General features: G+C 46.9%; 11 protein-coding genes. 8 read left to right on the forward strand and 3 right to left on the reverse strand.

Annotated elements, in window-relative coordinates; all coding sequences use genetic code 11:
- The first annotated feature begins 71 nt into the window (after positions 1-71).
- The 4 genes from ilvD to FTU45_RS12995 all read left to right on the forward strand — a co-directional run bounded on the left by ilvD (position 72) and on the right by FTU45_RS12995 (position 4,999).
- Positions 72-1,757: a dihydroxy-acid dehydratase gene (gene ilvD / locus FTU45_RS12980; protein WP_004280835.1), complete on the forward strand. Its 1,686-nt coding sequence runs from the start codon at positions 72-74 to the stop codon at positions 1,755-1,757.
- Between the two features lie 177 nt (positions 1,758-1,934).
- On the forward strand, positions 1,935-3,230 hold the full coding sequence (locus FTU45_RS12985; RefSeq protein WP_180076523.1) for an RNA-guided endonuclease TnpB family protein: 1,296 nt from the start codon (positions 1,935-1,937) through the stop codon (positions 3,228-3,230).
- Positions 3,231-3,408: 178 nt separating this feature from the next.
- Complete coding sequence (locus FTU45_RS12990) at positions 3,409-4,731, forward strand: hypothetical protein (RefSeq protein WP_180076530.1); 1,323 nt, start codon at positions 3,409-3,411, stop codon at positions 4,729-4,731.
- On the forward strand, positions 4,712-4,999 hold the full coding sequence (locus FTU45_RS12995) for a chorismate mutase (protein WP_005173592.1): 288 nt from the start codon (positions 4,712-4,714) through the stop codon (positions 4,997-4,999). The genes FTU45_RS12990 and FTU45_RS12995 overlap by 20 nt, the downstream gene beginning before the upstream one ends.
- 122 nt (positions 5,000-5,121) lie before the next feature.
- Here FTU45_RS12995 and FTU45_RS13000 read toward each other — a convergent pair whose 3' ends face one another.
- The 3 genes from FTU45_RS13000 to FTU45_RS13010 all read right to left on the reverse strand — a co-directional run bounded on the left by FTU45_RS13000 (position 5,122) and on the right by FTU45_RS13010 (position 10,172).
- Entirely contained in the window at positions 5,122-6,417 is a 1,296-nt protein-coding gene (locus FTU45_RS13000; protein WP_180076524.1) for a solute carrier family 23 protein, read from the reverse strand.
- Positions 6,418-6,713: 296 nt separating this feature from the next.
- Complete coding sequence (ppc, locus tag FTU45_RS13005) at positions 6,714-9,398, reverse strand: phosphoenolpyruvate carboxylase (RefSeq protein WP_180076525.1); 2,685 nt, start codon at positions 9,396-9,398, stop codon at positions 6,714-6,716.
- 150 nt (positions 9,399-9,548) lie between these two features.
- Entirely contained in the window at positions 9,549-10,172 is a 624-nt protein-coding gene (locus FTU45_RS13010) for a TetR/AcrR family transcriptional regulator (RefSeq protein ID WP_180076526.1), read from the reverse strand.
- Positions 10,173-10,320: 148 nt separating this feature from the next.
- Between FTU45_RS13010 and FTU45_RS13015 the strand changes: the two genes are divergently transcribed.
- The 4 genes from FTU45_RS13015 to dnaJ all read left to right on the forward strand — a co-directional run bounded on the left by FTU45_RS13015 (position 10,321) and on the right by dnaJ (position 16,296).
- Entirely contained in the window at positions 10,321-11,424 is a 1,104-nt protein-coding gene (locus FTU45_RS13015) for an efflux RND transporter periplasmic adaptor subunit (RefSeq protein ID WP_180076527.1), read from the forward strand.
- Positions 11,425-11,426: 2 nt separating this feature from the next.
- Complete coding sequence (locus FTU45_RS13020; RefSeq protein WP_180076528.1) at positions 11,427-14,564, forward strand: efflux RND transporter permease subunit; 3,138 nt, start codon at positions 11,427-11,429, stop codon at positions 14,562-14,564.
- A 131-nt stretch (positions 14,565-14,695) separates the two neighbouring features.
- Positions 14,696-15,073: a hypothetical protein gene (locus tag FTU45_RS13025; RefSeq protein WP_180076529.1), complete on the forward strand. Its 378-nt coding sequence runs from the start codon at positions 14,696-14,698 to the stop codon at positions 15,071-15,073.
- A gap of 104 nt (positions 15,074-15,177) precedes the next feature.
- Positions 15,178-16,296, forward strand: coding sequence for a molecular chaperone DnaJ (gene dnaJ / locus FTU45_RS13030; RefSeq protein WP_005094779.1), 1,119 nt, complete (start codon positions 15,178-15,180; stop codon positions 16,294-16,296).
- Positions 16,297-16,487 lie beyond the last annotated feature (191 nt).

A 16,487-nucleotide genomic window follows, 5' to 3' on the forward strand; every position in this document is an offset into this window, starting at 1 on the left:
TCTATACAATGGTCTTAAAATAAATTGCTGAAACTGAAGTTTCAAATCAGTCGACGCCCAGGGAGAGAATAATGAGTAAAGATAATATCCGCGAGCATTCTGCCCCCGTTTATGAAGGTATTGAAAATGCACCGGCGCGTTCCATGATGCGTGCCACCGGTTTTCAGGATGCCGATTTTAACCGGCCATTTATCGGCATTGCTTCGACCTGGGCCAATGTCACGCCTTGTAATATGCATATTGATGGTCTGGCCAGAACCGTAGAGCAGGGCGTGAGTGCGGCGGGTGGCAAGGGCATTATCTTTAATACCATTACCATTTCAGATGGTATTTCCAATGGCACCGAAGGCATGAAATATTCCCTGCTGTCACGGGAAGTGATCGCAGATTCGATTGAAACCGTGGTCGGCTGTCAGGCTTATGATGGTGTGATTGCCATTGGTGGCTGTGACAAAAACATGCCCGGTTGCATCATGGGATTGGCGCGCCTCAACCGTCCGGGGCTGTTTATTTATGGTGGAACCATTAAACCGGGCGAAGGCCATACCGACATGATTTCGGTGTTTGAAGCGGTGGGTCAATATGCCAAAGGTGAAATCAACGCGATTCAGGTCAAGCATATTGAAGAGGTTTCCTTGCCAGGTCCGGGTTCGTGTGGCGGTATGTACACGGCCAACTCGATGGCCTCTGCGATTGAAGCTTTAGGCATGAGCCTGCCGGGTTCTTCGGCACAGGAAGCGGTATCGGAAGACAAGCAAATTGACTGTGCCCGGGCCGGTGAAGCGGTGATGAACCTGTTGCGACTGGATATTAAGCCGCGCGACATCATGACCAAAGCCGCCTTTGAAAACTCGATTAAAGTCTTGATTGCGCTGGGTGGTTCGACCAATGGTGTACTGCATCTTTTAGCCATGGCACATACCGCAGGAGTGGAATTGAGTCTGGATGATTTCGTGCGGATTGGTAAAGATATTCCGGTGGTGGCCGACGTGCGTCCATCAGGTAAATATCTGATGTCAGAACTGATTGCGATTGGCGGCATTCAACCACTGATGAAGCGCATGCTGGATGCCGGCATGCTGGATGGCTCATGTCTGACGGTCACAGGTAAGACGCTGGCAGAAAATCTGGCCGATGTGCAGGACTATCCGGAAGGCCAGCAGATTATTCTGCCTTTTGATGCGCCCGTGAAAAAAGACTCGCATCTGGTGATTCTAAAAGGCAATCTGTCACCGAAGGGCGCGGTCGCCAAAATTACCGGTAAGGAAGGACTGCATTTTGCTGGCCCAGCTCGCGTGTTTGAAGGTGAGCAGGGTGCCATGCGCGGTATTCTGGATGGCGAAGTCCAGCCGGGTGAAGTGGTGGTGATTCGTGGCGTTGGTCCCAAAGGTGGCCCGGGAATGCCAGAAATGCTGAAACCGACTTCTGCGATTATTGGTAAAGGTCTGGGCGCTTCGGTGGCTTTAATTACTGACGGACGCTTCTCGGGTGGCAGTCACGGTTTTGTGATTGGTCATGTCACCCCCGAAGCTTATGATGGCGGCCCGATTGGTCTGGTACAAAATGGTGACCAGATTTCAATTAATGCGGAAACCCGGGAAATGACCTGGCATGTGGATGAGCCGGAGATTGCAGCACGTCAAGCAGCTTGGATCAAACCAAAACCGAACTATACCCATGGAGCACTGGCCAAATTCGCCAAACTGACCTCAGGTGCAGAAACCGGGGCGGTCACTGACTTGAATCTTGACCTCTAATCCATTGTTAAACATTGAACATTTGTTTATCTTAATCGGGCGTAAGACCCTCACCGACAGTCAGGTGGGGGATACAAGCGAGTGGCGATAGCCATATTAAAGATAATGTTTTCTTGGTTTTATTGCTTATTTTTGCTATAATTCAAACACTACAATTCTTTTATAAACAATGATTTAATGAAGATTTTACAACACTACAAGTTTAGGCTTCTGCCTAACCAAGAACAGGAAATATTGCTTAATCAAGCAATAGGTTCTGCTCGTTTTGTGTGGAATCAAATTCTCGCTAAATCATTTGAAATGTTTGCTAAAGATGAATATATTCGTTACGAAAGCATTGAAAAAAAATTAGTACCCCTTAAAAAAACACCTGAATTTTCTTTTCTTGGTCAAACATATTCAGCTTGCTTACAGCAAAAAATACGTGATCTTGCTCAAGCATGGGGTAAGTTTTACAACAAAAAAGAACAAGCTCGTTTAAAGCAAAACAAGCGGAAACCACGTAAACCCAATTTTTTTAAATTGGCTGATGGTGGTGAGATTCAGCTTAGACCACTCATGCCAAGATTCAAGAAGAAATCAGATGGTGAGCAATCTTTTAGACTTCCATTTGCAGATTGTGAGGTTATTGGTGATCGAGTTTCTTTGCCTAAAAAAACAGGTTGGATAAGATTTAAAAAATCACAAGAAATTGTTGGTAAAATCACAAGTATTACAATTAAGAAAATTTGTGGGCTTTGGTATGTTTCATTTTGTACTAACCGTGAAATCGAACAACCAATTCATCCATCAAAATCTGCAATTGGTGTTGATCTTGGCATTAAGAAATTAATTACAATATCAACAGGTCAGGTATTTGACCCAATCAATAGTTTTAAAGCCAATCAAGTAAAGTTGGCTAGGCTTCAACGTAAGTTGAGAAAGAAAACCGAATTTAGTCAAAATTGGAAAAAACTTAATTTAAAGATCAATAAATTACATCATCATATTGCCAATATTCGGCATGACTACTTGCACAAAGTCACGACAACTCTCAGCAAAAACCACGCAATGATCGTAGTTGAGGACTTAAAAGTAGCCAATATGTCGAAGTCAGCCAAAGGCTCAATCGAAGAAAAAGGAAAGAATGTTAAAGCTAAATCAGGCTTGAACAAATCAATCCTAGATCAAGGTTGGTCAATGCTTGTTAATATGTTGGTGTACAAACAGCAATGGCGAGGTGGTTTACTCGTTAAAGTTGACCCTAAATATACAAGTCAGACTTGTAGTTCATGTGGTCACGTTGCAAAAGAAAATAGGCTCACTCAGGCAAACTTTAGTTGTGTCGAGTGTGGCTTTAGCGAGAATGCAGATATTAATGCTTCTCGCAACATTTTAGCGGTGGGACACACCGTTTTGTCTGTCGAGGGAAGATGCGGTAAAGATCGCCCTGTGAAGCAGAAAGCAAGTGAAATCCGTGAGGAAGTCACCTAAGAGCTTTTGCTTTTAGAATCCCCCACTTGAGCTAGTCGAAAGTGGGGGGAGTATGTCAAGACTTGATATAAGTTTTTACACCATGCAGGGCTTTTGCTCTGCGATCTTAAAAATAGATTATTCTGTACAGATTCAATTTTTTGAACTGCACACCGTCATCTTTGTCGAGGCCGATCTCATGTCCCTGTTACGCCGTTGGTTTGATCCAATCCGATCGAGTTGGTTTTACCAGAAACCAATCCGTCAAACGGTGTTATCTATTCAAGATGGGCTGAGTATCCATTTAAGACTGGATGATGTGTACAGCTATCTGGCGGTACAGCAGCTGCCCCAGCTCGAAGAAATTTTAAGTCCGCAGCTCAAGCCGCTGAAAGTAATTATTTCCAGTTCGCATGCAGCCCCCCCAAATCAGATGTCTTTTGATGAATGGCAGCACTACACCCTAAATGATGCCAAGATTCTGTCGAAACAGCATCGTTTTAGTTTTCATGACACGCCAGAATTGCCCAGCGCTGAAGCCTTGCAACAGGCGGAACTGATTTTACGGCATACCCCGCTGCGCGGGCAGGATTTTCTGTATTTGCTGGAAGATGTGTTTCATATGTTGTGGCAAAAACAGACCGGAAAATTACGAACCCTTTATGCCATGGCCAGTCGTCATCATCAGCCACAGGACTTTCCCGAACGTATTTTTGACCAGACCCCGATTCTGGCCAGCTATTTTAATTTAGGCGGACGCCAGTATCAGGCAGTCGATGACCTGTTGCGTCTGACCCGGCGTCTGGAGCAGCAAAAACTGCTGACCGGTAATCCGATTTTTATGATCGATCACATTGAATGGCGTGAGCATCTGATCAGTGATGCCGAAGAGCTGAACGAGATCCAGTCGATGGACCCGGAACTGGATTTATATATTGCGCTGGAAGATCCGATTTCCTGGTTGTTGCTGGCCTATATCAAAGAAGAACTGGCGGATTATTATAATATCCAGCTGAAGGTCTATCCTTTGTCTTACCGTGGCCGGGATGAGTTTGACTGGAGTCTGGCCACGCGTTTGTCGAAACGGACTGAGGTCGAATTTACCCCGTTCTGCCGTCCGACTGAACAGGCGATTGCCCCCATGGCGCAGTTATTTTATAGCTGTCCTGAAGAACAGCGCATTGAGGCCATGTATCAGATCTTGCAAGCTGTCTGGACCCGTGGTCAAGACTTGTCCTATGCACCGCATTTCCAGCGTATGCAGCAGCAACTCAACATTGCCGAGCTGAGCCAGGACGATATTCTGGCCAAGTTGCAGGACAATGATATGCTCTGTGAAATGAAGTCGCAGCCGAACTTTCCGGTACTGGAACTGCGCATCGATGATCAAAGTTATACATTTAATAGCTTATATCGGGTCTGGATGATTGAAAGTATTTTCAGTAATGTGTTAGAAGAAAAGTATAAGAGTAATAATCAAACTGAAAGTGAATTGAAAAAACATGGAAAAGATCAAAGCTGAATCACTAGAACATGCACGTCAACAGATCGATGCCATTGATACAGCTTTAGTTGAGCTGATCGCTGCGCGTCAATTTTATGTTGATCAAACCACCCGTTTTAAAAAAACTGAAACCGATTTACAGTCACCTGAACGTATGGAACAGATTGTAGAACATGTCAGAGCACTGGCGCAGCAGCAGGGCGTCGATCAGGAATTTATTGAACATCTGTATCGTGAAATGTTTCATTATTTCATTCAACGTGAATTGAAAGAGTTTCGCCCTTAACCAGACTTGTGCTTTAACAGAAGCCTTGCGGGGCTTCTTTTCATTTCTTTAATCGCAAAGTTGCAAAATATAAAGATAAAAAAAGCAGCCTAAGGGCTGCTATAAATTTTCAATTTTTACGGTTATTTTTTATCGGCCAGACTAAAGAACCAGTTCAGGATTAATGCGGCAAAAGTCGCCGTACCAATACCACCCAGATTGAAGTTGCCAAACGTCAGGGCAAAATCACCGGTACCTAAAATAATGGTCACTGCAGCCACCATCAGGTTTTTGTTTTGCGAGAAATCGACTTTATTTTCAATCCAGATTTTGGCACCGGCAATGGTAATCAAACCAAAGACCACAATCGAAGCACCAGTCAGAATCGCGGTGGGAATGGTATGAATCACCGCCCCAAACTTGGGTGATAAACCCAGGAAGATCGCAAAGACACCAGCCACTGCAAAAATGATGGTCGAATAAACCCGTGTTACGGCCATGACCCCAATATTTTCACCGTAGGTGGTCATGCCCGGGGCACCCACACCGCCTGCCAGAGTGGTTGCAACACCATCTGCAACAAAGGCTTTACCAATATGCGGATCCAGATTCTCTCCGGTCATCGCGCCTACCGCTTTGATATGTCCCAGATTTTCAGCCACCAAAATCAGTGCAATCGGTGCAATGATCAACATGGCATTGACTTCAAAAGTCGGTGCGTGGAAGGTCGGTAACCCGAACCAGGCGGCTTGCTGAATGGGCAGGAAATTGATTGCAGTGCCATAACCCATAATATTGCTGAGCACGAAATAGATCAGATAGGCCAATAACAGCCCCACCAATAATAGCAGGCGTTGTAGCAGGCCCTTGGTAAAGACGGCAATTGAGCCCATACACATGACGGTAACCAGAGACATCCACATATTAAAGGTGTTGCCCATCACGCTTTTTACCGTCACCGGCGCCAGGTTTAGACCAATGATCATCACTACGGCACCGGTCACCACCGGTGGCATCAGCTTTTCAATCCAGCGCGTGCCGGTCGCCATGACCAGAAAACCCATCAGGGCATAGAAGATACCACAGGCAATAATACCGCCGGCTGCGACACCAATATTGGGGTTGAGTCCACCAGCACCGGCATAACCGGTTGCCGCGATGACCACACCAATAAAGGCAAAGCTTGAACCTAAATAACTTGGAACCCGGCCACCGGTAATCAGAAAGAACAGGATGGTACAAATCCCTGACATTAAAATGGCCAGGTTAGGGTCAAAGCCCATTAAAAAAGGTGCCAGTACAGTCGCGCCAAACATGGCAAAAGCATGTTGTACACCCAAAACGACCGTTTGTGCGGGTGGCAAATACTCTGCGGTACCTACTGGGCGTGCATCGATGCTGCCCTCATAAGGGCGCCATTTGGGAAACCAACTGGACATAAAATGAGCACTCGAAAGATAAATTGTGCACATCATACTCTTGTTCTTTAGAAGATTTAATCACTTAAACAAAATTTTTGTTCAAATTAATTCTATGACTTTATTTAATATTTTACCGGGTGGTAAAAGAATTTTGAGTTAAAACTAAAGTGAAATCAGTAGATTAATTTCTTATAATCAATAGGGCTATGTATAAATAAATCTGATTTACTATATAAAATAAAATATTTCTTGGCTATTGACTGCTCAATAAAAAAGCACATCGCGAAGATGTGCTTTTAAACAGTCTGTTTGGATTAACCGGTATTGCGTAAACCCGCAGCAATTCCGGCAATACTGACCATCAAGGCATGATCCACCGGGGTATTTTCAGCTTGCTGCTGTTGCAGATAGAGACGACGACGTTTCATCAGCTCGGCTTGCAGCAAATGTAGTGGCAACAAATACGGTTTACGGACTTTCATGGATTGATCCAGGACGCCGTTGCTGCTCAGCAATTTGGATTCACCCTTTAACGTCAGCAAGGTCTGTACAGCATCCTGCAAACGCTGGCGCAGCTCTGTGCCGAGTACTTTGAGATCTTCATCTTGGGTCAGATGTGATTCATAGTACAGGGCCACATGTGCATCGGCTTTGGACAGCACCATTTCCAGCATATCAATCAGGGTCTGGAAATATGGCCACTCTGCCAGCATCTCATCGAGTACCGCACGTTGTCCCTGATCCAGGACTTCATTCAGCGCGGCACCGGTACCGAGCCAGGCAGGCAGCATCAGACGAATCTGGGTCCAGGCAAATACCCAGGGAATCGCACGTAGGGACTCAATCCCGCCACTGACTTTACGTTTCGCCGGCCGTGAACCCAACGGCAGCATTTGCAGTTCAAGCTCAGGGGTAACGGTGCGCAGGTATTTGACAAAATGCGGGTTTTCCCGCACGGTCTGGCGATAGACCTGAACCGAGAGTTCGGTCATTTGATGCATCAGGTCGCGCCATTCCTGTTTCGGCTCGGGTGGCGGGAGCAAGGTTGCTTCTAAGGTCGCAGCAGTATAAATTTCCAGATTCTGCAGGGCAATTTCTTCCAGTCCGAATTTAAAGCGGATCATTTCGCCCTGTTCAGTCACCCGAATCGTGCCTGAAATCGACCCCGGTGGCTGTGAGAACAAGGCTTGCTGGGTTGGCGCACCGCCACGGCTGATCGAACCGCCACGGCCATGAAACAGGGTTAGCTGAACGCCATGTTGCTGGGCAATCGTCGTCAGTTCTTCCTGGGCACGGTACTGCGCCCAGTTGGCCGACATAAAACCGGCGTCCTTGGCTGAATCCGAATAGCCAATCATCACTTCATGCTTGCCCTGAATATGCTGTTTGTACCAGTGCATATTGAACAGGGTCGACATGGTCTCGGCTGCACCGTCCAGATCTTTGAGGGTTTCAAACAGTGGTACCACTCGTAAGGCGTGCTTGATACCCGCTTCTTTTTGTAGAAGCAATACCGCCAGCACATCACTTGGATATTCCGCCATGGAAATAATATAGGCACCCAGAGACTCACTTGGCTGTTCTGCCAGGGTGCGCATGGTGGCAAAGACTTCCTGTACATCCGGATGCTGAATCAGACTGCCGGCTGGTTCATTCAGATGTTTTGGGAGCAAGGGACGTTTGCTTTGCAATTCTTGCAGTAAAAAGTTTTGACGTGCCTGTTCGGTCCAGGTGTCAAAATTTCCCAGCCCTAAATATTCAGTAATCGCCGAGATTGCCTGACGGTGACGACCTGATTCCTGACGAATATCCAGTTTCAGTAACTCAATCCCAAAGCTGTTGACCCGGTAAATAAAGTCCAGCAGGCTACCATTGGCAATTTCGGCCAGATTGCAGTGCATTAATGAGCGATAGCAGGTCAATAGTGGCTGTAATAGCTCATCTTTACTTTTAATGACTAAACTATCATCGGCATCATTGCCCTTTAATTTTTCTGCCAGCCAGTGTCGGGTCGCTTTCAGGCGGCTACGGGTATCACGTAAATATTCACGATAGGGTTCCGGATGATCCTGACCCAATGCCTCGGAGATTTCCGTACTACATTGCTGAATGGAGAGTTCCCAGCGCAGGTTCTCAATATCGCGTAAATACAGATCGGCAGCTTTCCAGCGTGACAGCCACAACACTTCTTGCGTCACATTGTGGGTGACATTCGGGTTGCCATCGCGGTCACCACCCATCCAGGAAGCAAAACGTACCGGTGCAATATCTAAGGGCAAGTTCTGGCCGCATTGTTGTTCGACCATGCCATTTAATTCCCGGATAAATTTCGGAACCGCATTCCACAAGGTCTGTTCAATGGTCGTAAAACCCCATTTGGCTTCATCGATCGGGGTCGGGCGATGCTGACGAATTTCATCGGTTTGCCAGGCCGAGCTAATCAGCTGTTTCAGATCTGCCAACACCGCCTGACGTTCACGCGGCGTGAGTTTCTGCTGGTCGAATTTGGACAGGGCATTATTGATACCATCATATTTCTGGATCAGGGTGCGGCGGCTGACTTCTGTCGGATGCGCGGTCAGTACCAGTTCAATTTTTAATTCACAAATTTGCTGGTATAGCGTGTCGGCAGAAATCTCCTGCTGTTTAAATTTTTCAAATAACGGTACCAGAGGATTAGGGGATTCTGCCGTGTCATCGAATTCGCTTTGACGGCGACGACGCACCACATGATATTGTTCGGCAATATTGGCAAAGTTCAAAAAATGGGTAAAGGCACGGGTTAGAGGCAGGATTTCCGCATCTTCCAGGCTCAAAAATAATTGTTCTAGCTGTTTTTCTGCTTCGACCTGTCCATCACGTGCGCCTTTAGATAAAGCACGAATCTGCTCAATCTGATTAAACAAATCCTGCCCCGCATGTAATTTTAAGGTTTCCCCCAGCAAATTACCCAGTAAGCGTACGTCTTCGCGTAGTGGTGCATCAATTTGTTGAATCATTTTTATATTCCCTTAAATGCTTGCTTTGACTATACCGCGACTGTAGGACAATCCAAGTCCTTTACAGACAAAAGTTGCAGATATTTTGCAGGTTTTTTAGCAAGTTTTAGCCAGTATCCTGTCGCCAGCACTCAAGCGATCAGAAGGAATTTAATCAGCAATGGCATATTTCAGCATAAACAATTCAATCGCCTGACTAATGATCTGCTGCTGTTCTGTACTGGAGGGCGGAGCTGTAAGTCCGAGCAGGATTTTTTGATGACGTGTTCCGGTCAGCAGGGATACGATCAGCTCGGTCTGTTTTTCTGGAAGATCAACCTGAATAAAGCGGTACTGCTGGGCCAGGGTAAAAAAATCATTCCAGACTGCATCCAGTTTGCTATGTGAGGCCTGATAAAACTGTTCTGCCAGAGGACTTTGCTGCGAGGCCAGTTCCATCAGTAGCAGGTCCAGCTTGATCGCTTCCGGTAAATGAATAATATTTAAAGCGCGCTGACAGGCCTGATAAAACTCCTGCGCAAAGTCACTGCTTGGCTGCAAGAGCTGAGGATGTTCATGCAGAATGGCTTCACAGGTATCTTCAATGGCACAGCTAAACAGGGTTGCCTTGTCCTGAAAATGGTTATAGACCGTCAGCTTGGTCACACCTGCCTCACGTGCAATCTGGTTCATGCTAGAGGCATGATAACCATGCGCTAAAAACAGCGCTTTGGCCACACTCAGGATGCGCTGACGCTTTTCCAGATCCTTGGGTCGTCCTACAGGTATTTGCACAATTTCTTCCAAAAAAAGTCAATACGGTCATTGCTTTGAAGCTTGAGTTATAATTAGTGTACCGGGTGGTATATTAATTAAAAAACAAGCAATTCAATATATCAGCATAGTTTGCCCTAAAAAAGACGATCAGATAAGAGCGAATAAGATGAGCAGGATTTACAGCGTATTGGCTAGCATGGTGGTGCTTTGCAGCGTGACCTTAACCGGGTGCAGCAAAGATACTGCTGCAGCAGAACAGGAAGTTCCCTTTGTCATGGTGACCACACCGAGCACTTCACAGCATGAACTGAAAAGTTATGCCGGCGACGTGCAGGCGCGTCAGCAAACAGCACTGGCCTTTCGGGTAGCGGGACAGGTGACCCAGCGCTTCGTCGATGTCGGGGACCAAGTCAAAGTCGGACAGGTGCTGGCAACACTGGATGTAAAAGATGCCCAGTTGCAGCTGAATGCGGCACGTGCCCAGCTGGAAAACGCGCAGTCTGCCAGTAAAATTGCTCAGGATGAACTACAGCGTTTCAAGCAGCTGTTACCGGTCAATGCCGTGAGTCGCTCGCAATATGATGCCATCGATAATCAATATAAAGCTGCACAGTCGAGTCTGAAACAGGCGCAATCCAATTATGATACTGCCAAAAACCAGACCACTTATAACCAGCTGATTGCCACTAAAAATGGCGTGATCACGGCACGCAATATCGAAACGGGTCAGGTGGTCGCAGCCGGGCAAGCGGCATATGAGTTAGCCATTTCCGGTGAGCGTGAAGTGGTGATTGGCGTGCCGGAACAGGCCATTTCAGAGGTCAAGGTCGGACAGCCTGCCACGGTGACTTTATGGTCCAAACCTGAAGAAAAATTTAGTGCCTTTGTCCGTGAAATATCACCAGCCGCAGACCAGTCCCGTACCTTCCGGGTCAAAGTCTCACTGCGCGAAGGCAATGCTCAGATCCAGCTCGGACAAAGTGCCCGGGTGTTTTTTCAGCACAGCCGGGACAATAGGCTCAGTGTACCGCTGTCCAGTGTCTCAGCCACAGATCAACAAGCCTATGTGATGCTGGTCAAGCCGGATCATACTGTACACAAAGTCCCGGTGACTTTAGGGGCTTATGGTCGCGATAGCGTACCGGTACTCAGTGGCCTGAAAGCGGAAGATTATGTGGTGATTGGCGGCGTACATTTGCTGCGTGACCAGCAAAAAATCAATCCGATTAATCGTGAAAACCGTCCTGTGACCGTTCAGGCAGGGAGTTAAATATGAACTTTAACCTGTCGGAATGGGCTTTAAAGAATAAGGGCCTAGTACTGTATTTTATGATCCTGCTCGGGCTGATTGGCATCGTGTCCTATTCCCAGCTGTCGCAAAGTGAAGATCCGCCTTTTACCTTTAAAGTGATGGTCATTCAGACCTACTGGCCGGGTGCCAGTGCCAAAGAAGTGTCCTTACAGGTCACGGATCGGATTGAAAAGGAACTGATGACCACGGGGCAATATGACCGCATCATGGCCTATTCGCGTCCGGGGGAATCCATGGTGACCTTTATTGCCAAGGATTCTCTGGCTTCGAAAGATGTGGCCGATGTCTGGTATAACGTGCGCAAGAAAGTCAGCGATATCCGGCATGAATTGCCGCAAGGAGTACAAGGCCCATTCTTTAATGATGAATTCGGCGATACCTTTGGCAATATCTATGTGCTCAAAGGCAAAGACTTCGATTATGCGACCCTCAAGGAATACGCCGACCGTTTGCAGCTACAACTGCAACGGGTCAAAGATGTCGCCAAAGTCGATTTAATCGGCCTGCAAGACCAGAAAATCTGGATTGAGATTTCCAACACCAAAGCTATCCAGCTCGGAGTTCCAGTCAGCGCCATTCAGCAGGCTTTGCAGCAGCAAAATGCCATGACCCATGCCGGTTTTTTTGAAACCGGCTCAGACCGGATTCAGGTTCGGGTCAGCGGTGCCTTAAACAGTATTGAAGAATTACAGCAACTGCCACTTTTGATAAATGGCAAAACCATTCAGCTGGGAGATGTTGCTGAGATCTATCGCGGCTTTAGTGATCCGGCCCAACCCCGGATGCGTTTTATGGCTGAAAATGGCATTGGTATTGCCGTGTCCATGCGCAAAGGCGGCGATATTCTGGCACTGGGCAAACATCTGGAACAGGAATTTGCCCGTCTGCAAAAAACCTTGCCCCTTGGCATGGAGCTGCAAAAAGTCTCCGATCAGCCAGTGGCAGTCAAACGCAGCATTAACGAATTTATGAAAGTGCTGGCAGAGGCAGTAATTATTGTGCTGCTGGTCAGTTTCTTCTCGCTGGGTTTTCGTACCGGACTGGTGGTGGCCTTTTCGATTCCGCTAGTATTAGCCATGACCTTTGCCGGCATGCATTTATTTGATGTCGGCCTGCATAAAATTTCCTTGGGTGCCCTGATTCTGGCACTCGGTCTTCTGGTCGATGATGCGATTATTGCCATTGAAATGATGGCGATTAAAATGGAGCAGGGCTATAGCCGGCTTGAGGCGGCAGGCTTTACCTGGAAAACCACCGCCTTTCCAATGCTGACCGGCACCCTGATTACCGCCGCCGGATTTTTACCGATTGCCACAGCAGCATCGAGTACCGGTGAATATACCCGTTCTATTTTTCAGGTGGTCACGATTGCACTGCTGATGTCCTGGATTGCCGCGGTGTTATTTGTGCCTTATCTGGGCGATAAACTGCTGCCCAATTTCAACAAAGACTTGATACAAAAAGCGCCGTGGTATCAGCGCCTTTGGGCGCGTTTGCGCAAGCAGCCCGAACCCCAGCCGGTCGTGCATCATGCCGGCGAACAGCATGACCCTTATCAAACCCGGTTTTATCAAGGTTTTCGCCGTTGGGTAAATACCTGTGTGACCTATCGTAAGACCGTGATTACAGCAACGGTAGGAATTTTTATTCTCTCCATTTTAATGTTTAAGCTGGTGCCACAGCAATTTTTCCCGCCCTCGAATCGGGCTGAAATTTTGGTGGATCTCAAACTTGAAGAAGGCGCATCACTGAAAGCCACTGAAGCTGCAGTAAAAAAAGTCGAAGCCTTTTTATCGAAACAAGAGGGCATTGATAACTATGTGGCTTATGTTGGGATGGGATCGCCGCGTTTCTATTTACCGCTCGATCAGCAGTTGCCGCAAACCAGTTTTGCCCAGTTTGTAGTGCTGGCATCCTCTTTAGAGGATCGAAATGAAATCCGTAAATCCTTAAGTGATCAGATTCGAAAGTTATTGCCAGAAGTGCGTACCCGGGTGTCTTTGCTGGAAAATGGCCCACCGGTGGGTTATCCACTGCAGTTCCGGGTATCGGGGGAAGACTTGGGGTTGGTGCGTGAATGGGCACAGAAAGTTGCAGCTACCGTGGGAGAAAATCCGAATACCACCAATGTGCATCTGGACTGGGGCGAGCCGAGTAAAGTCATCAAATTGCAGATTGATCAGGATCGTGCCCGTCAGCTTGGGGTGAGCAGCAGTGAACTGGCCAATGTACTCAACAGCTCGATTTTGGGGGCTGGTATTGATCAGTACCGTGAAAAACGTGAATTGATTGAAATCCGTTTACGTGGTGCTCAGGCTGAACGGGTGGAGGTAGCATCTTTAGCCAGTCTGGCTGTTCCGACCGAAACCGGTACATCGGTACCGTTGGCGCAGCTGGCCAAAATTGAATACAGCTTTGAAGAAGGTCTGATCTGGCATCGGAATCGTTTACCGACCATTACTGTGCGTGCCGATATTCGTAGCAAGTTGCAGCCCGCTACTGTGGTTAATGAACTCAAAGAGCCACTAGAAAAAATCCGGGCAGAGCTGCCGAATGGCTATCTGCTGCAAGTGGGCGGCACAGTTGAGGAATCGGCTCGCGGACAGAATTCGGTTAATGCCGGCATGCCTTTATTTCTCGCAGTCGTCATGACCTTGCTGATGATTCAGCTCAAAAGCATCTCACGGGCCTTTATTGTGTTCCTGACCGCACCTTTGGGCATTATCGGAGTGGTGTTATTCCTGTTAATTTTCAATAAACCTTTCGGCTTTGTTGCGATGCTCGGAACGATTGCATTATCCGGAATGATCATGCGCAATTCGCTGATTTTGATCGATCAGATTGAGCAGGATATTCAGGCCGGAGAGTCGCAGTGGGATGCCATCATCAATGCCACAGTACGCCGTTGTCGTCCGATCATATTGACCGCACTGGCTGCGGTTCTGGCCATGATTCCCTTGTCCCGTAGTATTTTCTTCGGGCCAATGGCGGTGGCGATTATGGGTGGTTTGATTGTGGCAACATTATTGACCCTGTTTTTCCTGCCTGCACTATATGCACAGTGGTTTAAAGTGAAAAAAAGTTTAAATTCTGTTTAAATTTGTCATAATTTCAGGTGCGAAATTTGGAAATTTTCAATATAGTAGCACCTGAGATTTTTATAATTTAAAAAAATAAGTAATTGCTGCATTGGCTGAGCTGCCAATACGGTAACGAGGTTGAACCAAACATGACTCAAACTACATTAACCAAGATGCGACGTTCCGTAGCGATGGCTTATGTCTTCATGTTTTTGGCCTTATTTACCCTGTTTAGTGGACTATTGGCCTACTGGTTCGCACGTAAAGTTACCCAGGTTGATTATGCCGAGGTCTGGTTACAGGCACAGGCGCTGTGGATCATGCGTAATATCGTGATTTATACCATTTTGGCGATTTTCGCTGCGCTGTGGTTTATTCCACTATTTTTCTTTGCCTGGGACAGCCAGTTATGGGTCAAAGCCTGTGTGGTGACCGGGGTGATTTTCAGCTTTATTGCCTTTATTTTCCTGATCAATGCCTGGTTTAAAGGTATCTATAAATTCTCTCAAAATAAAGCTGTGTTCTAAAGCGTATAATTTTTTTCATATTTCCCCTTGTAAAACTCGGTTTGACCCCAATTTCAGACCTCAGTTGAATATTAAACAAAATTCCGTGAGGAGCATCGCCAGACATGGCTAAACGTGATTATTATGAGGTTTTGGGCGTCGCTAAAACCGCTAGTGATGATGAAATCAAAAAAGCCTACCGTAAGTTGGCGATGAAATATCATCCAGACCGTAACCCGGACAATGCTGAAGCTGAAGATAAATTCAAAGAAGCAGCAGAAGCCTATGAAGTGCTCTCTGATGGTGAAAAGCGCAGCATGTACGACCGTATGGGCCATCAGGCCTTTGAAGGTGGTATGGGCGGTGGTGGCGGCTTCGGCGGTGGTTTCAGCGCAGAAGATATTTTTAGCCAGTTCGGTGATATTTTCGGTGGCGCTTTTGGTGGCGGCGGTGGTCGTGGCCAGCAACGTGCACGCCGTGGTTCTGACTTACGCTATGTGATGGAACTGACCCTGGAAGAAGCGGTCAAAGGCGTCAAGAAAACCATTACCTTTACTGCACCGGCACCGTGTGATGCCTGTGATGGTAAGGGTTCAAAAAATCCAAACGATGTAGAAACCTGCCGTACCTGTCATGGTGCTGGTCAAGTGCGCATGCAGCAAGGTTTCTTCTCCGTACAGCAAACTTGTAGTACCTGTCGTGGTCAGGGCAAGATCATCAAGAACCCATGTAATAAATGTCATGGTTCAGGTGTGTCGGATCGTCAGCAAACTCTGGAAGTCACTATTCCTGCGGGTGTGGATAATGGCGACCGCGTTCGCTTGACCGGTAAGGGTGAAGCAATCCGTGATGGTCAGTCAGGTGACTTGTACGTAGAAGTGGTGGTGCGTGAGCATGAAATCTTCCAGCGTGATGGTGCTGACCTGTATATGGATGTGCCGGTTTCAATCGCCGATGCAGCGTTAGGTAAGGAGGTTCAGATTCCGACTCTAGACGGTCGAGTAAGCCTGAAAATTCCTGAAGGGACGCAAACGGGTAAACTGTTCCGCTTACGTGGTAAGGGTGTTAAACCGGTACGTACCAGCATGCAAGGTGACTTGCTGTGCCGTATTGTAGTGGAAACACCAGTTAATTTAAGTGCACGTCAACGTGAACTGTTAAAAGAACTGCAAGAAACCATGGATGGTGAAGATAGCAAATCATCACCAAAGAAAAAATCATTCTTTGATCGTTTGTTTGATTAATTGAGTGAAAGTAAAAAAGGACGCTGAGGCGTCCTTTTTTATTATGTAGATAAGATACTCTAGATTAACCTGAGTTCGACATAAAAAATAAATAAAAAAAAGCCTTAGCATCTGTAATATCTTGGTTACGAAGACAAAACATTTCAGAGCAAGGCTTTTTCATGGACTATATTACCGAATTATTTTGTATC

The sequence above is a fragment of the Acinetobacter sp. YH12106 genome (assembly GCF_013418995.1).
Classification (GTDB): Bacteria; Pseudomonadota; Gammaproteobacteria; order Pseudomonadales; family Moraxellaceae; genus Acinetobacter; species Acinetobacter pseudolwoffii.